Annotated in this window: 23 protein-coding genes; 12 read left to right on the forward strand and 11 right to left on the reverse strand. The window is 58.9% G+C overall.

Annotation, left to right across the window (positions count from 1 at the left end):
• Window positions 1-12: 12 nt before the first annotated feature.
• Window positions 13-1,098: a GDP-mannose 4,6-dehydratase gene (gene gmd, locus AB7933_RS10015; RefSeq protein WP_024074175.1), complete on the reverse strand. Its 1,086-nt coding sequence runs from the start codon at window positions 1,096-1,098 to the stop codon at window positions 13-15.
• Between the two features lie 550 nt (window positions 1,099-1,648).
• Here gmd and AB7933_RS10020 point away from each other — a divergent pair.
• Window positions 1,649-1,981 (forward strand): ComEA family DNA-binding protein, encoded by a 333-nt coding sequence (locus tag AB7933_RS10020; protein WP_024074176.1) that lies wholly within the window; start codon window positions 1,649-1,651, stop codon window positions 1,979-1,981.
• Between the two features lie 14 nt (window positions 1,982-1,995).
• Here AB7933_RS10020 and AB7933_RS10025 read toward each other — a convergent pair whose 3' ends face one another.
• Complete coding sequence (locus AB7933_RS10025) at window positions 1,996-2,574, reverse strand: TetR/AcrR family transcriptional regulator (protein WP_024074177.1); 579 nt, start codon at window positions 2,572-2,574, stop codon at window positions 1,996-1,998.
• 134 nt (window positions 2,575-2,708) lie between these two features.
• Between AB7933_RS10025 and AB7933_RS10030 the strand changes: the two genes are divergently transcribed.
• Both AB7933_RS10030 and AB7933_RS10035 read left to right on the forward strand, forming a co-directional pair.
• Window positions 2,709-3,353 (forward strand): GntR family transcriptional regulator, encoded by a 645-nt coding sequence (locus AB7933_RS10030; protein ID WP_041161123.1) that lies wholly within the window; start codon window positions 2,709-2,711, stop codon window positions 3,351-3,353.
• Window positions 3,354-3,368: 15 nt separating this feature from the next.
• The gene (locus AB7933_RS10035; protein WP_024074179.1) at window positions 3,369-4,217 is read left to right on the forward strand and encodes an urea carboxylase-associated family protein; all 849 of its coding nucleotides are present in this window, start codon (window positions 3,369-3,371) and stop codon (window positions 4,215-4,217) included.
• A gap of 8 nt (window positions 4,218-4,225) precedes the next feature.
• On the opposite strand, the gene AB7933_RS10040 is transcribed toward AB7933_RS10035, so the two are convergent.
• Together AB7933_RS10040 and eat are read right to left on the reverse strand one after the other, a co-directional pair.
• Window positions 4,226-4,393 carry a DUF2897 family protein gene (locus tag AB7933_RS10040; protein ID WP_012722955.1) on the reverse strand — a complete coding sequence of 56 codons (168 nt, stop codon included), beginning with the start codon at window positions 4,391-4,393 and terminating at the stop codon, window positions 4,226-4,228.
• A 111-nt stretch (window positions 4,394-4,504) separates the two neighbouring features.
• Window positions 4,505-5,869, reverse strand: a complete 1,365-nt coding sequence (eat, locus tag AB7933_RS10045; RefSeq protein WP_024074180.1) for an ethanolamine permease — start codon at window positions 5,867-5,869, stop codon at window positions 4,505-4,507.
• 404 nt (window positions 5,870-6,273) lie between these two features.
• Here eat and kdpF point away from each other — a divergent pair, with 404 nt between their 5' ends.
• The 6 genes from kdpF to AB7933_RS10075 all read left to right on the forward strand — a co-directional run bounded on the left by kdpF (window position 6,274) and on the right by AB7933_RS10075 (window position 14,253).
• Window positions 6,274-6,363, forward strand: coding sequence for a K(+)-transporting ATPase subunit F (gene kdpF, locus AB7933_RS10050; RefSeq protein ID WP_003218754.1), 90 nt, complete (start codon window positions 6,274-6,276; stop codon window positions 6,361-6,363).
• Window positions 6,364-6,372: 9 nt separating this feature from the next.
• The gene (gene kdpA, locus AB7933_RS10055; RefSeq protein ID WP_024074181.1) at window positions 6,373-8,067 is read left to right on the forward strand and encodes a potassium-transporting ATPase subunit KdpA; all 1,695 of its coding nucleotides are present in this window, start codon (window positions 6,373-6,375) and stop codon (window positions 8,065-8,067) included.
• 11 nt (window positions 8,068-8,078) lie between these two features.
• Window positions 8,079-10,136, forward strand: coding sequence for a potassium-transporting ATPase subunit KdpB (gene kdpB, locus AB7933_RS10060; protein ID WP_370694633.1), 2,058 nt, complete (start codon window positions 8,079-8,081; stop codon window positions 10,134-10,136).
• Window positions 10,137-10,200: 64 nt separating this feature from the next.
• Window positions 10,201-10,746, forward strand: coding sequence for a potassium-transporting ATPase subunit KdpC (gene kdpC / locus AB7933_RS10065; protein ID WP_024074183.1), 546 nt, complete (start codon window positions 10,201-10,203; stop codon window positions 10,744-10,746).
• A 128-nt stretch (window positions 10,747-10,874) separates the two neighbouring features.
• Window positions 10,875-13,526, forward strand: coding sequence for a sensor histidine kinase (locus AB7933_RS10070; protein WP_024074184.1), 2,652 nt, complete (start codon window positions 10,875-10,877; stop codon window positions 13,524-13,526).
• 37 nt (window positions 13,527-13,563) lie between these two features.
• The gene (locus AB7933_RS10075; RefSeq protein ID WP_041160871.1) at window positions 13,564-14,253 is read left to right on the forward strand and encodes a response regulator; all 690 of its coding nucleotides are present in this window, start codon (window positions 13,564-13,566) and stop codon (window positions 14,251-14,253) included.
• A 21-nt stretch (window positions 14,254-14,274) separates the two neighbouring features.
• Here AB7933_RS10075 and AB7933_RS10080 read toward each other — a convergent pair whose 3' ends face one another.
• A complete protein-coding gene (locus AB7933_RS10080) occupies window positions 14,275-15,312 on the reverse strand; it encodes a patatin-like phospholipase family protein (protein ID WP_024074186.1) in 1,038 nt (345 codons plus the stop codon).
• Window positions 15,313-15,527: 215 nt separating this feature from the next.
• Here AB7933_RS10080 and AB7933_RS10085 point away from each other — a divergent pair, with 215 nt between their 5' ends.
• The 3 genes from AB7933_RS10085 to AB7933_RS10095 all read left to right on the forward strand — a co-directional run bounded on the left by AB7933_RS10085 (window position 15,528) and on the right by AB7933_RS10095 (window position 17,499).
• On the forward strand, window positions 15,528-15,806 hold the full coding sequence (locus AB7933_RS10085; RefSeq protein WP_024074187.1) for a hypothetical protein: 279 nt from the start codon (window positions 15,528-15,530) through the stop codon (window positions 15,804-15,806).
• A 44-nt stretch (window positions 15,807-15,850) separates the two neighbouring features.
• Window positions 15,851-16,612 (forward strand): CHAD domain-containing protein, encoded by a 762-nt coding sequence (locus tag AB7933_RS10090; RefSeq protein WP_024074188.1) that lies wholly within the window; start codon window positions 15,851-15,853, stop codon window positions 16,610-16,612.
• A gap of 89 nt (window positions 16,613-16,701) precedes the next feature.
• Window positions 16,702-17,499, forward strand: coding sequence for an acyl-CoA thioesterase (locus tag AB7933_RS10095; protein ID WP_024074189.1), 798 nt, complete (start codon window positions 16,702-16,704; stop codon window positions 17,497-17,499).
• Between the two features lie 8 nt (window positions 17,500-17,507).
• On the opposite strand, the gene AB7933_RS10100 is transcribed toward AB7933_RS10095, so the two are convergent.
• From AB7933_RS10100 to AB7933_RS10125, 6 genes are all read right to left on the reverse strand, one after another.
• Window positions 17,508-17,870, reverse strand: coding sequence for an Mpo1-like protein (locus AB7933_RS10100; protein ID WP_024074190.1), 363 nt, complete (start codon window positions 17,868-17,870; stop codon window positions 17,508-17,510).
• Window positions 17,871-17,995: 125 nt separating this feature from the next.
• Complete coding sequence (locus tag AB7933_RS10105) at window positions 17,996-18,418, reverse strand: Imm50 family immunity protein (RefSeq protein WP_024074191.1); 423 nt, start codon at window positions 18,416-18,418, stop codon at window positions 17,996-17,998.
• 136 nt (window positions 18,419-18,554) lie between these two features.
• Window positions 18,555-19,205, reverse strand: coding sequence for a hypothetical protein (locus AB7933_RS10110; RefSeq protein ID WP_024074192.1), 651 nt, complete (start codon window positions 19,203-19,205; stop codon window positions 18,555-18,557).
• Window positions 19,206-19,510: 305 nt separating this feature from the next.
• Window positions 19,511-19,810, reverse strand: coding sequence for a hypothetical protein (locus AB7933_RS10115; protein WP_024074193.1), 300 nt, complete (start codon window positions 19,808-19,810; stop codon window positions 19,511-19,513).
• On the reverse strand, window positions 19,807-24,498 hold the full coding sequence (locus tag AB7933_RS10120; protein WP_024074194.1) for an RHS repeat-associated core domain-containing protein: 4,692 nt from the start codon (window positions 24,496-24,498) through the stop codon (window positions 19,807-19,809). The genes AB7933_RS10115 and AB7933_RS10120 overlap by 4 nt, the downstream gene beginning before the upstream one ends.
• A gap of 198 nt (window positions 24,499-24,696) precedes the next feature.
• The gene (locus tag AB7933_RS10125) at window positions 24,697-26,178 is read right to left on the reverse strand and encodes a methyl-accepting chemotaxis protein (RefSeq protein ID WP_024074195.1); all 1,482 of its coding nucleotides are present in this window, start codon (window positions 26,176-26,178) and stop codon (window positions 24,697-24,699) included.
• Window positions 26,179-26,201 lie beyond the last annotated feature (23 nt).

Consider the following 26,201-nt stretch of genomic DNA (forward strand, 5'->3'; position numbering starts at 1 on the left):
TGCCAAATACAGTTATTCATTATAGCTGAATGTAGGGTATCCGTGCTGTTTGATCAGCTCATCTCGTTGGGCACTTTTCAGGTCTTCATGTACCATTTCATTGACGAGTTCAGCAAACGTGATCTTTGGGCTCCAGCCAAGCTTCTCCTTCGCTTTAGACGCATCACCCAACAGCGTTTCAACTTCGGTAGGACGGAAGTACCGTGGATCAACTGCAACGATGCATTTGCCAGCATCGTCATAGCCTTTTTCATCCTCGCCTTCACCTTTCCAAGTGATGGCTATACCCAGCTCTTTAGCGGCAGCGTTTACAAAATCACGTACGCTGTATTGGACGCCCGTTGCGATGACGAAGTCTTCGGGTTTTTCCTGTTGAAGCATCAACCACTGCATTTCGATGTAGTCTTTGGCGTGGCCCCAGTCTCTAAGCGAATCCATATTGCCTAGATAGAGACATTCTTGCAGGCCAAGTTTGATGCGGGAGAGAGCACGGGTAATTTTACGTGTTACAAAAGTCTCACCGCGAATCGGGCTTTCATGATTGAACAAAATACCATTGCAAGCGTAAATGCCATAAGCTTCGCGATAATTGACGGTGATCCAATAGGCATACAGCTTCGCGACTGCATAAGGGCTACGTGGGTAAAAAGGCGTAGTTTCTTTCTGTGGTGTTTCTTGAACCAAGCCATAAAGCTCTGAGGTTGACGCTTGGTAGAACCGGGTTTTTTTCTCGAGGCCAAGAATCCGAATTGCTTCTAGGATACGCAGGGAGCCGAGTGCGTCTGAGTTTGCGGTATATTCAGGTTCTTCAAACGAGACCGCCACATGACTTTGCGCTGCAAGGTTGTAGATCTCATCCGGTTGAACTTTCTGAATTATGTGGGTCAGGCTTGATGAGTCGGTCATGTCTCCGTGATGGAGGAAAAAAGGTAACCCTTTGTCGTGAACATCATGAAAAAGATGGTCGATTCGAGCGGTGTTGAATAGTGAGCTACGGCGTTTAATACCGTGAACTTCGTAACCTTTATTCAGTAAGAATTCTGCAAGATAAGCGCCATCTTGTCCTGTAACACCGGTAATGAGTGCTTTCTTAATCATTTGTTCTTCCATAATTGTTTTCGAAACTTTGAGTATTGACTTTGCCAATGGATGTTCGCCTGAATAATGATGTCTATCTCAAGTATTTCAGGTTGTTAATAGCGACGGGCACCACAGCATCGTGATAGCGTCTTTTGCATACTGGCTGTGTTTTTCTAGTCCCATCGTGAAAACGGTCTCCGTTTGGGGCTCGAGTTGTTGCGGCTGTTATCCAGAGTGGTTGAGCCAAACTTGAAATCATAAAATTGTGTTTCACTCAGCCTAGCCGCATGCCCAACGCCATAGCTTACCCCACATCAGGGACCTGACAAATTTTAACTCATACCATGACTCGAGACCATTTTTCACTGAAAGGTCTTTACTGTGCCGTTCGCATCGTTCAACGCTCGATGCATTCATGCCGCTGAGCATGCCAGTGAACGAGCGTCTACTTCGCGGTTCTACATGTCTTGTAACCGAGTCTTTTTTGACGGCCTGCCAACATCACCTAATTTAGAAAAGCAGCTTCGGAAAGCTGCTTTTCTCTTACCAATGTCATGGAGCGTCACCAATGCAAAACACCTACCTCTCCTCCCTAATCTTCGCCTTCCTCACCACGCTCTCCGTCACCACCACCGCTGCCCCGTCGATCAAACCCGAACCCCCAACCCCCATGGCGGCGCAGATGGTGCAGGTCGAGCAAGCCGCCAAGGTCAACCTGAATGCCGCCGACGCCGAAACCCTGCGTCGTGATCTCTTCGGCATCGGTGCCGCCAAGGCCAAGGCGATCATTGCCTACCGCGAAAGCAACGGGCCGTTCGCGGCGGTGGATGAGTTACTGGAGGTAAAGGGCATCGGCAAGGCGCTGTTGGAGAAGAACCGCGAGAGGCTCTCGATCAACTAAGGGGAGGAGGCCGGTCACTGACCGGCCTTTTCGTTTTCTGGAATCTGCGCCTTCAGGCTCTCACGTGCCACTTCCATGATGCGCGCGGACAGTTCCGTATTCTCGACACTCCTGGCCAGTACCAATGCACCCACCAGGGTCGACATCATCACCAGGCTTTGCGCATCGCCACGTCCATCACCTAACGCCGTTTCAATCTGCTTGAGCCTTGCGCCAAGCACGTCGTCGGTGGTTGTACTCGGTTGGCCCCTCAGGCCCAGTTCCGAAGACATGGTGGGCAGCGGGCATCCCTGATCCGGTGAGGTCAGGTGCCATTCCGACAGGTAGCTATCAATAAATGCCTGCAGCGGCCGTTCCTGGCTGAACAGCATTTCGCAATGGGCATCCAACTCCGCCGCGGCTGCCTGCAGAGCTTTCTCCACCAGTTCATCCTTGGATTTGAAGTGCGCATAGAACCCACCGTGGGTCAGGTTCAGCGCTTTCATCAGCGGCTGCAGGCCGGTGGCGCTTATACCGTCGCGGCGAAAGCGTGCGGAGGCTTCCTTGATGATGCGTTGGTGGGTCTGGGCTTTACGGTCGGGTGAGTAACGCATGAGGTTGCCTCGTGAGACGTGGCGGCACTTTAACGAAAGTTGTTTCTTTTTACACATCTACTCGGCGCTATAGGCTTTGGCATGAAACGTGATTACGTCTTCCGCATGGATTGTTCAACAATCGTGAGGTGATGATGACGCTCAGTTTGTCTTTAGCTGACCAGATTGCCCTGGAGCTGCGGGCCGACATTATCGGTGGCCGGCTTTTGCCAGGGATGGCGTTGGTCGAGGCGGATCTGGTCAGGGCCTACAACGCGTCGCGCAATACGATTCGCGAGGCGTTGCATCGTTTGGGGCAGGAGGGCTTGACCCGCTATGTGCGTAACAAAGGGGTGATGGTCCGCCGGTTGGAGCGCGAGGAAGTGCGTGATCTGTTTGTCGTCCGCCGCACCTTGGAGTTGCAGGCTATTGTCCAGAGCGGCGTGCTGACGGGGGATCAATCCGAGCGCATGCAGAACGCGATCGAGGCCACGACCCTGGCTCGCGAGCGCGAGGATTGGCGGGCGGTGGCGACCCACAGCCTGTTGTTCCATCAACAGATTGTCGGGCTGATGCGCAGCCCTTTGTTCGATGAGTTTTTCGCCCAGGTGATCGCTCAGTTGCGCCTGGTGTTTTGCGCGGCGCCCGATGAGCAGCGCTTCCAGTCGCCCTGGCTGGAGCGCGATCGTGAGATCTACGCGTTACTGGTCCAAGGCGATAAACCCGCGGCAGGTGATGCGATGCGCGTGTACCTGGAGGATTCGGAACGCCTGTCGTTGGCCCTGTTTACCCACCCCTGATCGAGGATCTGAATCATGTACAAAGACTATCCGGCCGCTTATCAGGTCAGCAAAGGTTCGGCGTTGCAGGTCGACGTGGCATTTTACGAGCGCATTCGTGAACGAAAAGACCAGCGTACGTTGATCGAGCAGTTCGAGGTGCCGATTCGCACGGGGAGGGCGTGGAAGGTGCCGGCCGGGCATGTGTTTCGTGTCACCACGCCGGTGGGGCCGCAGGTGGGTGACTTCAACGTGTGGAACGCCAACGACCCACGCGAACGTCTGTGGGCGGCGCGCACGCGTCAATTGCAGGGCGCGCATGTCACCACCCATGACCGGCTATGGTCGAACCTGCCATTCCTGCGACCCCTGGTGACCATCACCGATGACAGCCTGGCGAGTTATGGCATCGACGAGCATGGCGGTCGCCTGCACGATTTGCTCGGCACGCGCTGTGATCCCTATGTGAACCGCATGCTCACGGGGGAGGATTTCCATCATCACTGTCACTCAAACCTGACTCGCGCGGTGCTGCCCCACGGCCTGACGGAATTCGACGTGCATGACGTACTGAATATTTTCCAGTGCACAGGCCTCAATCACGACGATATGTACTTCATGAAAGCCTGCCCAGCGCAGAAGGGCGATTACCTGGAGTTTTTTGCCGAGATTGATTTGCTGTGTGCGCTATCGACCTGCCCGGGTGGCGATCTGTCGTTGCCGATGTGGGGGCCGGATGCACAGGACCCGCTGACGGTGTGCCGGCCGCTGGGGGTTGAGATCTATCGGTTGGAGGATGAGTTGTTGAACGGCTGGAGCCAGCCGGAGCGTGCTGCCTATAAGGGGCAGCACGGGTTGCATATTGCCAAGGCGGCTTGGGAGTAACCCAAGGTTCAGCGATCCTGCGCATCCTTGGCATCGGCCTGGGCGTTGCGTTCGGCCACGCGTTTGCGTTGTTCGTCGGTAAGTTCCACCTTGTTGGCGCTGTCACGCAGCATCATCAACCCACCGACGATCGACCCGATCGCAACCACCAAAATCAACCATGCGTACCACGGCATAACGCTCTCCTTGAGGCAGATTGCCGTGGGAGAGTTTTCCCACGGTAATAACTGCTTTGAGTAACAGGCTTTCTGAGTAGTTCAGTGTAGGCCTGTTCCGCCTCATTAACCTTAGAGCCCGGTCAACATTGCGTCCGCTGGCGCATCCGCACGATCCTGCGCGGTCAACTGGAAGTAGATGAAACCCGCCACCATGAAACCCAGGAAGATCAAGCCGATCAGCGCGTTGAACCAGGCCATGGCCACCAGGCATACCACCGCCAGCATCAGCGCAATGCCCGGCACGATCGGGTAACCCGGTGCGCGGAAGGTGCGCTCCAGCAGCGGCTCGGTTTTGCGCAGTTTGAACAGGCTGAGCATGCTCATGATGTACATCACGATGGCGCCGAACACCGCCATGGTGATCATCGCCGCAGTCAGTGTCATGCCGCCGAGGTTGATCAGGCCGTCGCTGTAGATCGCCGCGATGCCGACCACGCCGCCAGCGATGATTGCCCGGTGCGGTGTCTGAAAGCGTGACAGTTTGGCAAGGAAAGACGGCAGGTAACCGGCACGGGCCAGGGCGAAGAACTGGCGCGAGTAGCCCAGGATGATGCCGTGGAAACTGGCCACCAGCCCGAACAGGCCGATCCATACCAGCATGTGCAGCCAGCCGGAGCTTTCACCCACCACGGTTTTCATCGCCTGTGGCAGCGGGTCGTTGATATTCGACAGGGTGCGCCAGTCACCCACGCCGCCGGCGAAGAACATCACGCCCATGGCCAGGATCACCAGGGTCAGGATGCCGCTGATGTAGGCCTTTGGAATGGTGCGCTTGGGATCTTTTGCCTCTTCAGCCGCCATGGCCGCACCTTCAATGGCGAGGAAAAACCAGATGGCGAAGGGGATCGCGGCAAACATCCCGGCAATCGCCGGGGCGCCGAAGGTGTCGGAACCGGCCCAGCCGTTCAGTGCGAAATTGCTGAAGCTGAAGGCCGGGGCGACCACGCCCATGAACACCAGAAGCTCGGCGACAGCGAGCACGCACACCACCAATTCGAAGGTGGCGGCGAGTTTCACGCCGAGGATGTTCAGGCCCATGAAGACGATATAGGCGCCGACGGCCGCGTGTTTCGGGTCCAGTGCTGGAAATTGCACATTCAGGTAGGCGCCAATGGCCAATGCGATGGCGGGCGGGGCGAAGACAAATTCGATCAGGGTCGCCAGCCCGGCGATCAAGCCACCTTTCTCACCAAAGGCGCGACGGCTGTAGGCAAACGGCCCACCCGCATGAGGAATCGCCGTCGTCAGCTCGGTGAAACTGAAGATAAAGCAGGTGTACATCGCCGCGACCATCAATGAGGTCACCAGGAAGCCCAGGGTCCCGGCAACGCCCCAGCCATAACTCCAGCCGAAGTATTCACCGGATATCACCAGCCCGACGGCGATGCCCCATAAGTGCAGGGTGCCTAGGGTGGGTTTGAGTTGTGTGTTCATCGTGATGCGCTCCGTGAACGGTTTGGAATGTGATTCAAGGTGTTGCAGCGGACATGCCATGCCTCCCAACCGTGTCGTAAAGCGGCGCAACTGTCGTCTGGGGGATGGTTTGGCGTTTGAAATTTTCCGGTATTGCACCAGATAAGTGCGGGGGTGGCTGGGAGGGCCTCATCGGGGGCAAGCCCCCTCCCACATTTTGACCGGTGTACGCAGGCCAAGTGTGGGAGTGGGCTTGCCCCCGATGAGGCCCTGCAATCCAGCACAACCCCCCCTGTAAACCCCGCATAAACCCACTCTTTACGCCGTCTTTACGCCCCGACCACCCCGTCGCTCTCGTTCCTTTACACCACTCCTGCCGACAATTGCCCCACACGCGGCACTCGCCGCTAAACGGAGAGACTTCCATGAGCGTTCTGGACGGGGTGTCACTGCTATTGGCCGTGGCGCTGTTCATTTATCTGCTGGTTGCGCTGTTACGCGCGGATCGGAACTAGGAGCGGGCTATGCACAGTTATGACTATTGGCTGATCATCGCCTTCTTCGCCGTGGTGCTGGTGCCGGCGCCGTTTCTGGGTCGGTTCTACTACAAGGTGATGGAAGGCCAGCGCACTTGGCTCACCCCCGTGTTCGGCCCGGTCGAGCGTGCGTGTTATCGCATTGCCGGGGTAGATGAGCAGCAGGAACAAAGCTGGCAGAAATACATGCTGGCCTTGCTCGCGTTCAACCTCGCGGGCTTTTTGCTGTTGTTCGCGATCCTGCTGTTCCAGGACTATCTCCCACTGAACCCGCAGAAATTGCCGGGTCAGGAATGGACCCTGGCCTTCAACACCGCGGTCAGTTTCATGACCAACACCAACTGGCAGTCCTACAGCGGTGAAGCCTCTCTGAGCTACCTCAGCCAGATGGCCGGGTTGACCGTGCAGAACTTTGTCAGTGCCGCCACCGGCCTCGCCGTCTTGGTCGCGCTGTGCCGTGGGATCGGTCGCAAATCCACCCAGACCCTGGGTAACTTCTGGGTCGATATGACCCGCGCCACTCTCTATGGTCTGTTGCCGTTGTGCCTGGTGCTGGCGCTGTTCCTGGTGTGGCAGGGCGTGCCGCAAACCTTCGCCCATTACGTGGATGCCGTGACCCTGCAAGGCGTGGATCAAGTGATCCCCCTGGGCCCGGCGGCGAGCCAGATTGCGATCAAGCAATTGGGCACCAACGGTGGCGGTTTCTTCGGCGTCAACTCGGCACACCCGTTTGAAGACCCGACCGCCTGGGCCAACCTGTTCGAGCTGGCCTCGATCATCCTGATCCCGGTGGCGCTGGTGTTCACCTTCGGCCACTACGTCAAAGACCTGCGTCAGAGCCGTGCGATCCTCGGCTGCATGCTGGCGCTGTTCCTGATCGGCGGCGCGACGTCGCTGTGGGCCGAGTACCAGCCCAACCCGGCGCTGAACAACCCGGCCGTGGAACAGACCGCACCGCTGGAAGGCAAGGAAGCGCGCTTCGGCACCACCGGTACCGTGCTGTGGTCGGTGACCACCACCGCGGCGTCCAACGGTTCGGTCAACGGCATGCAGGACAGCCTCAACCCGCTGAGCGGGATGGTGGCACTGGTCAACATGATGGTCGGCGAAGTGATCTTCGGCGGCGTCGGCGCCGGCATGTACGGGATGCTGCTCAACGTGTTGATTGCCGTATTCCTCGCCGGCCTGATGATCGGTCGTACCCCGGAATACCTGGGTAAGAAGTTGCAAGCCAAGGAAGTGCAGTTGCTGGTCGTGACCTTGATGGTGATGCCGATTGGTGTGCTGGTGCTGGGTGCTATTGCCTCCAGTTTGCCTGGCCCGGCCGGTGCCATCAGCAACCCTGGCCCTCACGGCTTCAGCCAGTTGCTTTACGCCTACACCTCAGCCAGTGCCAACAACGGTTCGGCGTTTGGCGGTTTCAGTGCCAACACCCCGTTCCATAACTTGATGTTGGGCCTGGGCATGTTGATCGGTCGTTTCGGCTACATCCTCCCGGTACTGGCCCTGGCCGGCAGCCTGGCGATGAAGAAAACCGCACCGATTGGCCAGAACAGCTTCCCCACCCACGGCCCGCTGTTCGTGACCCTGTTGACCGTGACCATTTTGCTGGTGGGCGGCCTGACCTTCCTGCCAACGCTGGCGCTGGGCCCCATTGCTGAACACTTGAGCATGGGTTTCTGAGGGATATGAAAATGAATATGCCTGCAAAAAACGCGACCCCGGTCAAACACCAGGAACCCGCCAAAACCGCTATTTCCGCCCTGTGGCGCCCGGCGCTGGTCCAGGCGTTCGTCAAGCTCGACCCACGCCAGTTGCAACGCTCGCCGGTGATGCTGGTGGTCGAGCTGACCGCGATCCTCACCACCGTGCTGTGCTTTGTGCCGGACACGGCGGTGCCGACCTTCGTCGCCGTGCAGATCGCCGTGTGGCTGTGGTTCACCGTGCTGTTCGCCAACTTCGCCGAAGCCTTGGCCGAAGGGCGTGGCAAGGCCCGCGCCGACAGCCTCAAGGCTGGCAGCGAGGGCTTGAGCGCGCGCCGCAAGGAAGCCGATGGCAGTTTCAAGGTCGTGCCCGCCACCAGCCTGCGCAAAGGTGATGTGGTGCGCGTCGCCGCCGGGGAAATGATCCCCGGCGACGGCGAGGTCATCGAAGGTATCGCGGCGGTCAACGAAGCGGCGATCACCGGTGAATCCGCCCCCGTGATCCGCGAGTCCGGCGGCGACCGTTCCGCCGTCACCGGCAACACACGCCTGGTCTCGGACTGGCTGCTGATCCGCATCACCGCCAACCCTGGCGAGTCGACCCTGGACCGCATGATTGCCCTGGTGGAAGGGGCCAAGCGCCAGAAAACCCCCAATGAAGTCGCGCTGGATATCCTGCTGATCGGCCTGACCCTGATCTTCCTGCTGGTGGTAGTGACGCTGCAACCGTTCGCTCACTTCGCCAATGGCAGCCTGCCCTTGGTGTTCCTGGTCGCCCTGCTGGTAACGTTGATTCCGACCACCATCGGGGGCTTGTTGTCGGCCATCGGTATCGCTGGCATGGACCGCCTGGTGCGCCTCAATGTCATCGCCAAGTCCGGCCGCGCCGTGGAAGCGGCGGGGGACGTGCATGTGTTGCTGTTGGACAAGACCGGCACCATCACCTTTGGTAACCGTCGCTGCTCGGCCGTGGTCGCGGCACCGGGTGTGAGCGGACGGGAGTTGGCCGAAGGCGCACTGCTGGCCTCGCTGGCGGATGACACGGCGGAAGGCAAATCCATCGTCGAATACCTGCGGGCCTTGCACCCTCAGGCCGAGCCGTCCCTGGATGAATTGACCGCCGTCCCGTTCACCGCTGAAACCCGCTTGTCGGGCGTCGACTACCAGGGGCGCGTGTTCCGTAAAGGCGCCGTGGATTCGCTGCTGGCGTTTATCGGTCAACCACGCAGCGACCTGCAACCCGCGCTATCGCGGGAGATCGACAAGATCGCCCAGAGCGGTGGCACACCGTTGCTGGTGTGCGCCGATGGCAAGTTGCTGGGGGCGATCCATCTCAAAGACGTGGTCAAGCCTGGCATTCGGGAACGTTTCGCCGAACTGCGCAAGCTGGGGATTCGCACCGTGATGGTGACCGGCGACAACCCGCTGACCGCTGCTGCGATTGCGGCCGAAGCCGGCGTGGATGACGTACTCGCCGAAGCCACTCCAGAGAAAAAACTCGCACGCATTCGCCATGAGCAAAATGACGGTCGCTTGGTTGCCATGTGCGGCGACGGTGCTAACGACGCCCCGGCGCTGGCCCAGGCGGACGTCGGCATGGCCATGAACGACGGCACCCAGGCCGCTCGCGAGGCCGCCAACATGGTCGACCTCGACAGCGACCCGACCAAGCTGCTGGACGTGGTGCAGATCGGCAAGGAATTGCTGGTGACCCGTGGCGCGCTGACAACCTTTTCCATCGCCAACGACGTGGCCAAGTACTTTGCGATCCTGCCGGCGCTGTTCGCCTCGATCTACCCGCAATTGGGTGTGCTCAACGTGATGCACTTGCAGAGTCCGCAAAGCGCGATCCTCTCGGCCATCGTGTTCAACGCGTTGATCATCGTGGTGTTGATCCCCCTGGCCCTGCGCGGTGTACGGGTGCAAGCGGCGAGTGCGGCGGCATTGCTGCGGCGCAATCTGTTGATCTACGGGTTGGGCGGGATCCTGGTGCCATTCGTGGGCATCAAGGCGATCGACATGCTGCTGACTGCGCTGCACCTGGTTTGACCCGATACCCGTGGGCACCATCCCCGTGCCCACAGGTTGCAAAGACCGAATTGAGGAGTTTGAAATGTCCAACATAATCCGCCCGGCCCTGAGCCTGCTGGTGCTCATGACCCTGATCACCGGCGTCGCCTACCCACTGGTGGTAACCGGTGTCGCCCAAGTTGCCTTCCCGGACCAGGCCAACGGCAGCCTGGTGCGCGACGCCAGCGGCAAGGTGCGTGGCTCCAGCCTGATCGCCCAGGATTTTACCGGTGACAGCTGGTTCCACCCACGCCCTTCGGCGGGCGCGTTTGCTACCGTGTCCAGCAGCGCCAGCAACCTTGGCCCAAGCAATCCGGCGCTGGCCACCCGCGTGTTCGACGACGCGAACAAGCAACTGGTGCCGAGCCAGGGCCCAGTGCCTCTGGTGTCGCTGACTACCTCTGGCAGCGGTCTTGATCCACACTTGCCACCCGAGGCGATTGCCTATCAACTGGCGCGGGTAGCGGCCGCGCGGAATGTGCCGGTGTCCACGCTGCAACGCTTGCTGGATGCGCATATCGAAAGCCCGCTGGTGGGGCCGCCAGTGGTGAATGTGCTGGCGCTGAACATGGCGTTGGAAAAACTATGATCCTCTGTAGGCACGTGCTTGCTCGCGAAGGTCGTTAACGATGACGCGGGCGTCCAGCATGAACGCGGCGCTCTTGAGTTTTTCGCGAGCAAGCTCGCTCCTACCCTAAATTGTTGAAGGACCCCTGCATGAGCGACTCCGGCCGCGCCGATGCTTTCCTAGCCGATCTGCCCCGGGACGGGCGTGGTCGGCTCAAAGTCTTCCTCGGCGCCGCGCCGGGGGTAGGCAAGACCTACGCCATGCTCCAGGCGGCGCACACCCAGTTGCGCCAGGGCGTCAAGGTGATCGCCGGCGTGGTCGAAACCCACGGCCGCGCCGAGACCGAGGCCTTGCTCAGTGGCCTGCCGCAACAACCGTTGCTGCGCAGTGAATACCGTGGCGTGATGCTCGAAGAGATGGACCTCGACGGCCTGCTCGCCGCCAAGCCCCAACTGGTGCTGGTGGACGAGCTGGCCCACAGCAACGCCCCTGGCAGCCGCCATGAAAAGCGCTGGCAAGACATCCAGGAGCTGCTCGCGGCTGGCATCAACGTGTTCACCACGGTCAACGTCCAGCATCTGGAAAGCCTCAACGACCAAGTGCGCGGCATCACCGGCGTACAGGTGCGCGAAACCCTGCCGGACTGGGTGCTGCAAGAGGCCGACGAACTGCTGCTGATCGACCTGCCGTCCCGCGAGTTGCTGGAGCGCCTGCGTGACGGCAAGGTGTATGTGCCCGAGCAGGCCCGCGCGGCCATCGATGCATTTTTCACCCAGACCAACCTGATGGCCTTGCGCGAGCTGGCGATGCAAACCGCCGCCGCCCACGTCGATGATGACCTGGCCCAGGGGTATCGCCAGCTCGGCCAGGCCGCGCCAGCGGTGCGTGGTCGTTTACTGGTGGGGATTGATGGCGATGCACAAGCCGAGCGCCTGGTGCGACATGCCAGCCGCGTGGCCCAGCGTCGGCATTTGCCGTGGAGCCTGGTGCATATCGACAACGGCCGCGCACGGGACGAACAATCGCGCCTGCGCCTGCAAAATGCCCAGCAACTGGCCGAACGCCTGGGCGGTGAAGTGGTACTGCTGCGCGCGGGCGAGGTGGCCAAGACGTTGATCCAGCATGCCGCCGAACGTCGCGCCAGCCTGTTGCTGGTGGGGCAGTCACGGCCACGCTGGCGGCGCCGGCTGTTCGGTGGGGGGCTGGCCGCGCGGTTGTTGCGGAATGCGCACGGCCTGGAAATCAGCGTGCTCTACAGCGACGACATGCCGCCGCCGCCTCGCCTGCCCGAGGTGCATGGGCTGGTGTGGTTCGATTACGCTTTGGCGGTTGTCGCGACGGTCGTCGCGGCGGCCGTGGCCTGGGGCGTGTCCAGTGTGTTGCCGCTGCCGAATATCTCGCTGGTGTTTCTCGCTGCGGTGTTGCTGGTGGCGGTGCGTAGCAGCCTGGGGCCGTCACTGGTGTGTGCGGCGTTGTCGTTCCTGACGTACGACTTCCTGTTTATCCCACCCCGTTTTTCCTTCGCCATCCAGCGTGAAGAGGACGTGCTGACGTTGCTGTTCTTCCTGCTGATGGCGGCGCTCACCGGCAATCTTGCTGCGCGACAACGCCGGCAGCTGCAGGCTTTGCGCGATACCCAGGAAGAAACCAGCGAACTGCTGGACCTGTCGCGCAAGCTTACGGCGGCCACGGATCGCCAGGCGGTGATCAGCGCGGCGGCCCATCATCTGGAAGGCTGGAGCGACCTGGACTTGTGCCTGGTCAATCGCGACGGCCAAGGCGATTGGAAAGTGGAGACCGGTGGCCCACTGGTCTTCACCGAAGCCGAGCGCGCTGCCGCTGATTGGGCCTGGCAGCACGATCAACCCGCCGGCAAAGGCACTGGCACCTTGCCACTTGGGCGCTGGTGGTGGTGGCCGCTGTCAGGTGAAGAGGGCCCGCTGGGCCTGCTCGGTGTCAGTGCAAAACCGGGCCTGGAATTGAGCGGCCAACGCCGTCGCCTGCTGACGGCCTTGAGTCAACCGCTGGCGCAGGCGTTGGCGCGGGCGCAACTGGCGCAGGAACTGGAGTCGGCGCGCCTGCACGGCGAAACCGAGCAACTGCGCAGCGCCTTGCTCGCCTCGGTGTCCCATGATTTGCGTACGCCGTTGACCTCCATGCGTGGCAGCATCGACAGCCTCCTGGCGCTGGGTGAAGCTATCCCGCTGGAGGATCGCCGCGAGTTGCTCGAAGGTACCCGTGACGAAGCCGAGCGCCTCGACCGCTACATCCAGAACCTGCTGGACATGACGCGCCTGGGCCACGGCGCGCTGAAGCTGGCGCGGGATTGGGTGTCGCCCGGCGATATCGTCGGCAGTGCCCTTGGCCGTCTGCGTGCGGTGCTGGCGCCTTTGCAGGTGAGCACTGATGTGCCGCCGGAACTGCCGTTGCTCTATGTGCATGCGGCCTTGATCGAGCAAGCCCTGGTCAACGTGCTGGAAAATGCCGCGCGGTTCTCGCCGCCCCAGGGACGTTTGCAACTGAGCGCCGGAGTGTCTGGCAACCAGCTGTTTTTCGCCGTGGCCGATGAGGGGCCGGGGATTCCCGAGGACGAGCGCGCGAAGATTTTCGATATGTTCTACACCGCTGCCCGGGGCGATCGGGGCGGGCAGGGCACCGGGTTGGGCCTGGCGATCTGCCAGGGCATGGTCGGCGCCCATGGCGGGCATATCAGCGTCGCCGATGGCATTGACGGGCGGGGCACCTGCATCACCTTGTTCCTGCCGTTGCCGGCACAGCCTGGCCTGGAGCGCGAGGCGTGAGCTACTCTCTTTTTTTTATGGATTTTGATTGGACACCATGAGCCAGACCGCGACGATTTTGGTCATCGATGACGAACCGCAGATCCGCAAATTCCTGCGCATCAGCCTGGCCTCCCAGGGGTACAAAGTGATCGAGGCCGGCAGCGGCAACGAAGGCCTGGCGCAGGCGGCATTGAGCAAGCCGGACTTGCTGGTGCTCGACCTTGGCCTGCCGGATATGGACGGCCAGCAAGTGCTGCGCGAGTTTCGCGAATGGTCGACGGTGCCGGTCCTGGTGTTGTCGGTACGGGCCAGTGAGATACAGAAGGTCGAGGCCCTGGATGGAGGCGCGAACGATTACGTCACCAAACCCTTTGGCATCCAGGAGTTTCTCGCCCGGGTGCGTGCATTGCTGCGTCAGGCGCCCGCGGGAGAAGCCCAGGAAGCGGCCTTGAGTTTCGGCCCGCTGACGGTGGACCTGGCTTATCGTCGCGTGTTGCTGGATGGCGAGGAAGTGGCACTGACCCGCAAGGAGTACGCGGTTCTGGCACAACTGGCACGCCACCCCGGGCGGGTGATTACCCAACAGCAATTGCTCAAGGACATCTGGGGCCCCACCCACATCGAAGACAGCCATTACCTGCGAATCGTGGTGGGCCATCTGCGCCAGAAACTGGCGGACGATCCGACGCAGCCACGGTTTATCGTAACCGAGGCGGGGGTAGGGTATCGGTTGTTGGGGGCTTAGCCCTCAGCCCCAGCACACCGTTCAGCGCTGTTCACTTTCATAGCGATCCAGCGTATCGCTGGCAATCTCCCTGCCCAGGGCGATCAACTCCGGCGCCTTGTAGAACTCGAAAAACCGACACACCCGTTTCGGCACGTTGATCAGGATATCCGGCGGATAGCCGGCGATCTTGTACTGCGCCAACGACGTCTGCATCACCTCGAAGCTCTGGTTGATCAAGTCCAGCAGCGACGCCGGCCCGACGTTATCGATGATGAACGAGCCCGTGGCCGATTTCGGCGCCCCGGCCTTTTCGGGCGCGGCGGCAGGTTGCTGGGATTCGGGTTCAGCCGATTCCAGCCATGGGTTGATCTCGGCCGCCTGGGCCTGCAAGGCTTCCTGTTCCAGCTTCATCAGTTGCTCGGCCTGCTTGCGGCGAAACGGCAGGTGCGAACCCAGTGACTTCGCCAGGCTGTTGAACCGGCTCTTGAATGCCGGCGGGCGTGGGATCACGGGTAAATGGTAGTGCTTCTGGTTGGTGGCGTTGAGGTTCACCGCGATGATCAGGTCGCAATGGCTCGACACCACGGGCACGATCGGCAGCGGGTTGAGCAGGCCGCCGTCCACCAGCATGCGGTTGCCCTGCATCACGGGCGTAAACAGGCTGGGGATCGCCGCCGAGGCACGCATGGCCTGGTGCAGGCAGCCTTCCTGGAACCAGATTTCCTGCTGGTTGGTCAGGTCGGTGGCCACGGCCGTGTAGGGGATGCGCAGTTCTTCGATATTGATTTCGCCAACGATCTTGCGGATTTGCCCGAAGACTTTCTCGCCACGGATCGCACCGAGACGAAAACTGACGTCCACCAAGCGCAAGACATCCAGGTAGTCGAGGCTTTCGATCCAGTTTCGATACTCATCGAGCTTGCCGGCGGCGTAGATCCCGCCCACCACCGCGCCCATGGAACAGCCTGCGATACAGGCGATGTCGTAGCCGCGCCGTTCGATTTCCTCGATTACCCCGATATGGGCATAGCCCCGGGCCCCGCCGGAGCCCAGCACCAAGGCAACACGCTTTTTCATGGTCGATGTCCTTCATTAAGCAGGCGCTCACAATGCACCCATTGAGGGGGCTGCTTCAATCTTCATGAACCGTGCAATAATTTTCCAAAATAGCGCCTCGGCTCGGGTATGCTCTGGCAATAGGCGCTTCTGATTTCAGGCTATGGATAAGGCACTTTTCCTTGTAGGCAACGTCTACACCGTACGACTGTTTTTCTTATTTTGAGGTGTCATCGATGAAAGCCTGGATGTGTGTGCCTGTGATCATGTTGGCCCTGGCCGGTTGCGCCGGGAAAACCGCATACCGCGACAGCTGCGGCACCCAATTGGATGCAGCGTGGAAAGAGTTGGACCTGGCCAAGGCCGAAGGCTTTGCCGGCACCGTGAGCTATTCCAAGGCCTTGTCCCTGTTGACAGGCGCGAAGACCCAGCAACAGTTTGAAGCGTTCGAAGGCTGCTCCAACAAAGCTGAAAAGGCGCGGTTCTATATTCGTGAGTCGCGCGCTGGGCGTTGATCCCAGGGAGCGAATAGGGTTTTTCATCGAGAAGTGAGGGCAGGATGTCAGCTTTGGTCGATCAGTTAGTCGCTCAGGTCATTGGCCTGGAAGTAGGGTTACTGAGCTGCCAGGCTCGCCTTGCCGCCGTTACCGATGATGAAGCCCTGCATGATTTGCGCACTACCGTGCGACGCCTGCGCAGCTTGTTGCGCCCTTTGCGTGGGCTGCCGGGCGTCGAACACCTTGAATTGGCCGCCAGCACGGTCGGCCAATTGACCACTCCGCTGCGTGACCGTGAAGTACTGGCCGCCTACCTGCACCAGCATGGTCACCACGACGCCGCCGACCGCCGCCTGCGGCTGCAGCCCGATGCCTACCGCCAGGTGGCTCAAGGTCCTGAGTTGGCTCACCTGCTGCAAATTCTCGATGCATTCCCACGGTTTATCCGAGCGTCCCAACACCAGAAATTGCTCAAGGGCTTGCGCCTGCGCATCGAGAAACGCCTGGCCAAGCAATGGCAGAAACTCGACGAAGCACTGAAGGATCCCAGCCATGATCGCCACCGTTTGCGGTTGCTGATCAAGCGCGTGCGCTATGCCGCCGAAGCCTATCCCGAACTGGACAAGCTCCCGGCCAAAGCCCTGTCGCGCCTGAAGGATGCCCAAGGCGCGCTTGGCGATTGGCATGATTGCTGGCAATGGTTGGCCCAGGCCGAACATCAAGCCGATCTGCAGCCGTGTGTCGCAGTATGGCAACGCACCATGGTCAAGGCTGAAGGGCAGGCGGACCGAGTGCTGGATAAGCTCAGCGTCGATTGTTTTTAAACCGGTCCGGCTTTTGGCCGGAATAGGCGCTGTACCTGGCCGTCACGATGGTTAAGATCCAGCATCGGTTTTCTTGATGTGAGGTCGCCATGCGCTTTAGTGATTTGCTCGACGCTGCCCGTAGCCACCCGTTGGATATCACCATCCCCGCAGAATGGGCCCAGGGCCGTGCGACCTTCGGCGGCCTGGTCGTCGCTTTACAATACGAAGCTTTGCGCGCCCACGTGCCTGCCGATCGGCCATTACGCTCGCTGGCGGTTACCTTCGTCGGTCCGGTTGCGCCCGATGTACCCGCAAGCTATCAAGTCGAAGTGCTGCGCGAAGGCAAGGCGGTCAGCCAGTTGCTCGGTCGTGTGGTGCAAAACGGCGAGGTTGCGACGCTGGTGCAGGCCAGTTTCGGCGCGTCCCGCGAGTCGCAGATCTTGGTAGATAGCGAACCGCCACCGACGTTCAAACATTGGGATGAGTGCCAGGAACTGCCGTATATCAAGGGCGTCACCCCCGAATTCATGCGGCACCTGGCGATGCGTTGGAGTGTCGGCGGCCTGCCATTTACCGGCAATAAATCCCGTGACATGGGCGGCTGGGTTCGATTACGTGGGGATGTGAAAGAAGAACCACTGACCGAAGCGCACATCCTCGCACTTGTCGACGCGTGGCCACCGGCCTTGCTCCCGCACCTGAAGAAACCGGCGCCGGGCAGCACCCTGACCTGGACCATCGAATTCATCCAGCCGCTGCAAAACCTCACCACCCTCGACTGGTGCCAGTATCTCGTCAACATCGAACACGCCCGCGACGGCTACGGCCACGCCGCCGCTGCGCTATGGAGCCCGACCGGCGAACTGATCGCAATCAGCCGCCAGACCGTGGTGGTCTTCGCCTAAGCCGGCTATCAGTGGTGGTGGCGCTGACGCCAGGCGCGCCACCAGCCGCCGCTCAACACAAAGCGTGGGAAGGTCACGAACTGCTCGACGACCAGGCGCTGTACGGCGTCTTTACGGTCACTGAACGGCTCGCTGGCTTGAACTTCCAGGCGATGACCCTGCCGCTGCAAGCCCAGGCCGGCGAGGATACCGACAACACCCACCGCAAAACTGGCCAAGCTCAGGCTGAACACACCGGAAACGATCAACAGGAAGCCGATGATAAACAGCGGCACGGCGATCAGGTGCAGCGCCAGGTTGGTCGGGTGCTGATGGTTTTGCGGGTAGTTGCGCCATTGCCAGGCGGGGAGATTGGGATGACGTTTGCCCATGATGGTGAATCCTCTGTCCGTTGAAATAACATGGGGAGAGTTTAGGTGGGGGTGGGCGGGGGAGCGAATTGGCGTTTGCTATGACACTCATAGTTAGCGTTCAGTGCATCGATGCTTTGTTTTTACTAAATTTCGTCCGACCAGTCGTAATCTTCTGGTCCAGGACAGTTCATATAAACCGAGGGACCGGATAGGGAAAGCCATCTGGTCTTGAATTCAATAGAGGCATTTTTAGATTTTGCAGCTAAGAAAAAGTACTCGTTTTCTTGCTTTATTGTTATGAGAAAAACTTCCCTAATGGGTAGGTTTATTATTTTCAAGTCGCTAATTTCTGAGCAGGTCAGTCCAATTCGGCATGCGTTGTATCCTTTATCTTTCCATTTTTCAGGCAGGCATTCAGGAAATTCTGGTATGTCAAAACCTATGCCCAAGTCATTGTTATCATTTTCTATTCGCAGTGAATGTATATAAGTTTTTCCGATTTCAACTGGTTGCTTGAAAAGCTTGTTGAAAAAAATAGTTCCATCAAGATCATTCCAATGCTTCATTTTTTTCCTTGAAAGTGTGGGCGGCGGGGCCTGGGGCAACGCGGACGGATTTATTTAATGGAGCAGTGAATAGAATGTTCAGACTGTAAAAAAGTTCTGATCCCTTCCTAGTCCTGTTTTTCTGTTGTGCTCGTTTTTATGTGTTTTTTGTGCGGTTTATGTAGAAGTGAATATCTTCAATATTTATTTTGTTAAAGAGGTTTCTTATTTTTTCGAGAATGATTTCATTCTCGTGGCTGGTTTTATAGAAGAACTGAGCTGCGGCATGTGTTTCTGAATCGTAAAATCTGCATAACAATATATTGGCATGCGACTCCAAAAAGACCCTGATTTTCTCAGGGGTGATGAGATTTTCAAATACTGTCATTTTGAACCAAAGTTCCTCTATTTCTGTTTCGGATTTTTGAATAACTAGAACGGCGTTGTGTGATCCCTCTAAAGCTAGGTTTTGTATTTTTCTAGGGTTGCTTGGGCGGTTTTTAATTATGGAGTAGATGTTGCTGTTTTCATTTTTTTTACAGAGGTCTCCAGTGGTAAGTGTATTGGATATATATTTTTTAAATAGGTATTCTTCGGCTTTAGAATTAAACCCTACAGCTGTTGTTGATGTCCACTCTCTTTTTATAGGCCATTCTTCTGAAAGGTGGTCCATTACGCTGCACCACGATTCCCACACACTATTGAAGTCGTAATCTACTAGTGTGGTAGTTGTGAATCTTGCATCATTTATTGGGTGTATGCTTTCCCATGGTCTTACTCCAGATTCGTTTATATATACAGTCTTCATTTTTTATCTCTTGAAATACGTGTGTGAATCATCGCCAAGCTTCAGGGGGACCTTAATTTCATGTACTGTGTTTTTAGTGTTGAAATGTGGGCCATGATTACCCTCTGTGTGGCCTAGCGAATGCTCAAAGATTTAGGCGGATAGGGACAGGTTTATTTGATCGAAAATAGTGAGTCGGATATTTAGCCTGTAAATAGTTCTGTCCCCTTCCTGCTTCCTTTCTGCTTCGTCGATGCGGGGCATGCGCGTAATGTCTCCGCTGGACTCGCCGCCGATGACAACGATATTTTTATCCATCGTATTTTTTAGTGCTGTATTAATTGAGATTGTGCATGGAGAAGTAGCTTGCCTAGCGTATCAATTGATTGCGTGGTGAGAGTTAGAGTCGGTGAGTCCCAGTCATAGTCTTTGACGACCTTTATTTGGAAGTGGCCTTTTGCATCGAATGAAGGAAACCAACCTACGTCAAGTAAGAAACCGTCCGGATACTCCACCTGAAGCATATCCTCCTTCAAGTTGTGTACTTGATCCTCAATCGCAGAATCCTCCAGCAAAGAAAGCTCATCATAGGTGATGTTGCCTTGTATGAAGCCTAACGAGATCATTTGGTTAATCTCCTGAATTCTTGCTCCGAAATAGGATGGCCGTGAATTGTTTTTGCGCTTAATTCTATGCGTATCCAGCGGCTCGGGGCCCCCTCGCTCGCGCCGATGCTTTCAGCGTACTCCATCACCTTCCAAGGTTTTCCATTAGTAGTCATCCTTCCGTTTTTATAGGCTTCTCTCTCCAGGTTTTCAATATCTATCCCTGGCCTGTACTTGGCTGGACCAGATTTTGTCGTTGTCAAAATATCTTTCCAAGACATTTTCTTTGAGGGACTGTGCTTATAGCCATGAGCCGTCCATTCAATATCTTCAGGGGAAGGAAGCGGTGGTTGGCCTTCATTGACGTTCGCGTTGCTCGGAGAGCTTTCAGGACTTTTAGCGGGATCACAGTTGCCCGGGCACCTGCTCAGCCCCAGTGGATCCACCCAACCCGTAGGGTTAGGCACGTATTGGTACGCGTTGATCCCACCCGCCAACTTCACCGGATCCGGCGTCAGGTAACGACCAATATCCGGATTGTAGTAGCGATGGCGGTTGTAGTGCAGCCCACTTTCCTGATCAAAGTACTGACCCTGAAAACGCAGTGGGTTGTCGACTGTTCCGATGTCGAACCGGGTGATTTCGCCGTAGGCGCGGTAGTGGGCGGACCAGACGATTTCACCGTCGGGGGCGGTGAGCTCCTGGGGTGTGCCGAGGTGGTCGAGTTGGTAGTGATAAGGCTTCGTTTCTTTTGGACCGAAGCCTTCCAGTAGCGCCAGTGGGCGGAAGCTGTCCGGTTCGTAGAGATAGCTGCGATGCTTTTCGGCGTGGTGCTCGGCGATGAGTTTGTCGCCTTGCCAGAAAAACTCCGTGGTGATGTTGTCGACCGTCTTGCTGATGCGCCGCCCAAACGGGTCATAGCGATAGCTCGCGGTTTGGCCGTCGGGCTGGGTAATGCCGATCAGCCGATGCTGGCAGTCGTAGCGATACTCGGTGACGAGTTGATGGTCTTTGCCGCGGCGTTCGCGGATCAGGTTGCCGAAGGCGTCGTAGTCGTAGTGGCGGTCGCCCTGGATCATCAGGCGGTTGCCGGCGACGATGTCGGGGCCGGGGCGGTCTTGCATCAGCAGGTTGCCGGCCGGGTCGTGGGCGAAGCGTTCGTGCGGGGCTTGCGAGTGGTCGGCGCGGGTGAGGCGGGCGAGGGGGTCGTAGTGGTAGTGGTAGTGGTGTTCGCCTTTGCGGCTGTCGACTAAACGGGTGAGGTTGCCGCTTTTGTCGTAGTCGTAGTGGCGTTGGTAGAGGGGGATGTCCTGTTGCGCGACGGTGTGGGCGTGCAGGCGGTGTTGTTCGTCGTAGTGGTAGTGGCTGAGGAGCTGGCCTTGTTGGCGTTGGTGTTCTTGGCCGGCCTTGAATAGATGAGAGGTCAGCAGTGCGCCATTCAGTTCGACGGTGGCGAGGTGGCCGCCTTTGCTGTGGTTGAACACCGCGCGGTTGTTGTCGGGCAGGCGCAGGTTTTGAAGCTGACCGCAGGCGTCGTAGCCATAGCGCAAGGTGCCCCAGCCTTGGTGTTCGGCGGTGAGACGGTTTTGGCTATCGTATTCGTAGGCTAACGCCCAGTGACCGTCGTCGACGCTGAGGAGGTTGCCTTGGCGGTCGTAGGTATATTCAACAAGGTTGCCGTCGGGCAGGGTTTTTCGTACGAGGCGTCCGGCGTGGTCTCGCTCATAACGAGTAACGAGCTGACTGCCATCGTCGCCGTGTTCGGTCTTTTCCTGCAGGTTGCCATTGAGGTCATAGGCATAAGCCGTACGCTGCCCATCAAACCCGACTTCCTGTTGAATCAGGCCGTTGGGGTGATAGGCAAGCCGATAGGTCTCGCCGACCTCGTTTTCGATCTCGGTCAGCAGTAACCGGGGGTTGTCGTAGCGGTAGTGGACCTGGGTGCCATCGGCATTGATACGGCGGCTGATCAGGTGTAACCCATCGGCATATTCGTAGCGGGTGACGCGCCCGAGTTCATCGCGTTCGGCGGTGATTTTTCCGTAGGGGTTGTAGCTGTATTCGCGCGTAGCGCCGTCCGGTTGAGTTAGCTTGACCAGGCGCCCGGCGGCATCCCATTGGTACTGGGTCAGCGCGCCATGCTCATCCTCGCGGGCAATCTGTCGACCCAAGTCGTCATAGCGATAGCGCCGCACACCGCCATTGGGCAGCGTCTGCTCCAGCAGTTGCCCGCGCTCATTCCACACCAGTCGCTGACAACTGTGATCCGGGTACCAAACCCCCACCAGTTGTCCGTATTGGTCGTAGCTGTAGTCGGTGACATGGCCGTCGGGATCGGTCTTACGCGTAATGTCGCCTTGGTCATTACGCTCGTACTTCCAGACCGCCTGACCCCGGCGCACCACGCGTACGAAGCTATTGTCATGCTCGTAGGACGTCGGCTCGTCATCCCCCGGAAACAGCGCGACCAAGCGCCCGGCTTCATCGTACTGATACGCCGTCACCGCCCCCAACGGGTCCTGCTCGACCGTCAGCCGACCTTTGTCATCGTAGGATTTGAAGTGCTGCGCACCGTCCGGATCAATCCGCTGCACCAGCCGCGCCCGGTGGTCATGGACATACACTTCCTGACTGCCATCGGCGTTGTGCACCGTGACGCGCCCGTCGTCACTCCACACATAGCGCGTGTCCATCTGCGAAAAGCTGGCCCAATGCCGGACACATCGCGCCGCCTTGCCAGACCGTTCCCACGCCCAGAAGAAACTCGCCCCACCGGCCAAGCCACGCTCAAGAATCACGTGCTGCTCGTCGTACCGATACGCCTCGCTTTCGCCGACGGCATTGGTCGCCGAGACCAGCCGTCCAGCGTCGTCATAGGCGTAGGCAACAACGTGCTGCTCCGTCACCCAGACGTAGGGTTCATGCCCCTTGGCGCGCTGAACCTGGTAGTCCACCGCCACAATGCGGCCCCGTTCATAGCGCAAAAACAGCGACCGGCCCGCGCCGTTATCCAACCGCTCAATGCGCCCCAATACGTCGCGGAAAATTCGCAGGCGGTTGTCATACGCGTCACTGATCGAGACCAATACACCGTCGCGAAAGTGATAAAACCGCGCCGCCTGGGCCAGCACCAGTTCATCCGGCGAAGCGCCCAGATAGATCGCCGCTTCAGCCAGGCTGTTGGTGATCGCGGGGCGAGCCGCGGTGGGCAGCGGGAACTCAGTCGTGCGGTTTTCATGGTCAATCCAGACGACCGAATCGCCCACCACAGAAAGCCTGTGCGCCAGCGAATGACTCCAGCCAAACCCCAACCCGCAATCCACTTCCACCGCACTGGTGCGGTACAACCGGGTCCACTCGAACGGCAAAATCCCGTCCAGCGTGCCATCGGTCAGGGTGAGCAGCTCCTCGCCGGTAACCATCGACACCGGGCAGCCGTTGGTGACGGTCTTGTCCGAAGACGCGGCAGCATCCCCCGCAGGGTTTTTCCCCGAAACAGGCACATCATCGACAGGCTCCTGCCTGACCAACACCGTCTTCTGTGTCTTGTTACGAACCGCCGGCACTGGGTTCGAAACCACGTGCTTCCCAGCCTTCAACGGCGCCACCGGTACAGTCTTGATCGCCGTCGCCGGTCCACCGAGCAGCAAAGGCTTCAACGCCTCGGCATGCGCGTCCAACTTCGGCCCCAGCAACTGATCGGCCAGCATCTCCAGCCACTGGCGCGCTCGTCCGGATTTGATATGCCCCAGCACCTGAGCGCCCAGGCGAATCTGCACGCCCATGCCACGGGTCGCCCAGATCAGCAATAGATTGATCAACACTTCGCCGGTGATCTCGCCCAGCACTTCATACATCTCGGGCGGCGGTAGCAGGCGTATCCAACTGACCATGGCCGACACGTAGATAAACAGCAGCGGCTCATCGCTGAGCACCAACAGCCCCTTTGCGAGGGTGTCGTTGCCCAGTCTCAGCAATTCATCAAGTTCGGCCTGGGTGATGTACTGCAGCAATTTCTCGCCGTTGGCTTTGAGGTTCGCCAACAAGTCATACAGCTGCGTAATGTTGTCCCACAGGTTGTAGAGCGCCTTGGCTATCCCGGTGGAAAAGGCCAAGCGCTGCATCGCGCTGCGCTCGAACCGCGTAGCGTTGGCGAAGTCGTCCCACTGGGGCTGGAAGGTCTTGGTCCATTCGTCACGCAGGTGACCTTCCAAGCCCGCGATCACCGACTGATAAGACGCATACAGCGCCTTGACGTGATCCTTGGAAACGTTGGGATAGAAGGTGATTTGGTACTGCTGGTTGCGATCACACTCGGTGATTTCGAGGATGCCGCTGGGACCGATGGTTCTATGGAGTGGTGCGCCGAGCGGGCCGCCGTCCTGGGTAATGGCTTGCAGCATCACCGGCGTATTGCCGATCGGCACAAACCGAGTGCTTTCGAACATATGCACCAGAGTCAACGATCCCTGGGTATTGCACATGGCGACCGTTTTACTTGGGGCGTTGGAAGAAGCCGGCGCCACCAACGCCACCTCTTCCCCAACTTTGAACACCTGCTCCACTGCCAGTGCCGAAACGCTCCAGAAGCTCTCGGCCCACTCATCAAAGGTGTTCAGGCAACCGCGCAAGTCACGAAAGACGCGCTCAACGTCCGGCGCCTCGGCATCCATGGGGGCCAGGACAAAACTGGCAATGACGGGAATCAAGAGGCAGCCCCGACAACCGGGGCATTAACGGGTGGGTACATCGGCGGTCCCTCGCACTGAATGATCAGGCGAGAGACTTTGGAGAGGTTCGTCAGGTAAAGAAGTCGGCGCTATTCGCCAGGACGGCTAGGAGGGTTCGCCAAAACTTCGGGTAAACGGGGAGTCGATCGTAGGAGTCGGATTACAGGTGGAGAAGCCTTACAGCTTCAGTTGCCCAATCGCCTTGCTCAACTCCCCAGCCAAGGTCGCCAGCTCATTGCTGGTGGTCGCCGAATCCACCGTCTGTTGCACGGTGTTTTCGGTCACATCACGAATGCTCACTACCGCTCGGTTCATTTCTTCGGCCACATGGCTTTGCTGCTCGGCGGCAACGGCGATCTGGGTGTTGCTTTCACGCATCTGCGCCACGGCGCCGGTGATTTCGGCCAGTGCTGCGCCGGCTTCCTGGGCCTGCTGTACGCAGTCGTCGGCCTTGAACGAGCTTTCCTGCATAAAGTCTACGGCGTCGCGGGTGCCGGCCTGGAGGGCCGAGACCATGCGGGTGATTTCGTCGGTGGAACTCTGCACGCGCTTGGCCAGGTTACGCACTTCGTCGGCGACCACGGCGAAACCCCGGCCCATTTCACCGGCGCGGGCGGCTTCGATGGCGGCGTTGAGGGCGAGCAGGTTGGTTTGTTCGGCAATGCTGTGGATCACGCCGACCACGCTGTTGATCTTCTGGCTGTCTTCGGCGAGTTTCTGGATCATCTCGGCGGTCTGCTGCACGCCGCTGGACAGCCCGGCAATCGAGTGTTGCACCCGGGTCACGACTTCCTGGCCGCTGCCGGCGAGGGTGTCGGCGGTCTGGGACAGGTCACGGGTCGCGCCGGCATGTTGGGCGATGTGGTAGACGGTGGCGGTCATCTCGTTGATCGCGGTGGCGGCCTGGTCGGTTTCGCTTTGCTGGCCGAGCATGCCGTGCTGCACCTCGTTCATGCTGCTGGCCAACCGTGCGGCGCCGTCGTCCAGGAGCTTGGCGGTGCGCGCCACGGTGTTGACCACCCGCTGGTAGCCGGCTTGCATGGCGTTGAAGGCGCTGGCCATCTGGCCGACTTCATCTTTGCAGGCCAGAGGCACGCGGGCTGAGAGGTCGCCGGTCTTTTCGACGTGCAGCATCACATCCTTGAGGGTGTTGAGCTGGCTGAGCAGGAAGCGAATCAGCAACTGCGAGGCGCAGAGCATCGCCAGCATCAGGATCAGCACGGCGATGGCGTAGTTGGCGAAGCGTTCACTGAACACCTGGCTCAGGCTCGGTGCGTAGGCGAGCACGGCGACCTGTTGCCCATCGGCGCGCGTGATGACTTCGGCGCCCATCAGTGGGTTTTCGCCGAACAATGGCAGGTGATTGAGTTCGACCCAGCCGCTGGCGCTGTTCAGGGCTGACAGGTCTTGATCGGCCATTTGTGGGGCTTGGCCACGGGCAAATGTCAGCCAAGACTCACCCTTGGGCAGCGCCTTGTCGGCTGGCCACGCACCGAGCAGGCGCGCCTCGGTTTGTGCCGCGGCTTGGGATGCATGGCTGCGCGACTGCTGTTCCAGATGCACTGCATACAGCACCAGGAGCAGGGTGGTGATAAAGGCGACCGCGTTGACGGCCCAGAATTTGTACTTCAGCGAGATATTGCTAAGCCAGGCACCCATGGAAGGTTTTCTCTGATAGCGGA

The sequence above is a fragment of the Pseudomonas gorinensis genome, assembly GCF_042015035.1.
Lineage (GTDB): Bacteria > Pseudomonadota > Gammaproteobacteria > Pseudomonadales > Pseudomonadaceae > Aquipseudomonas > Aquipseudomonas gorinensis.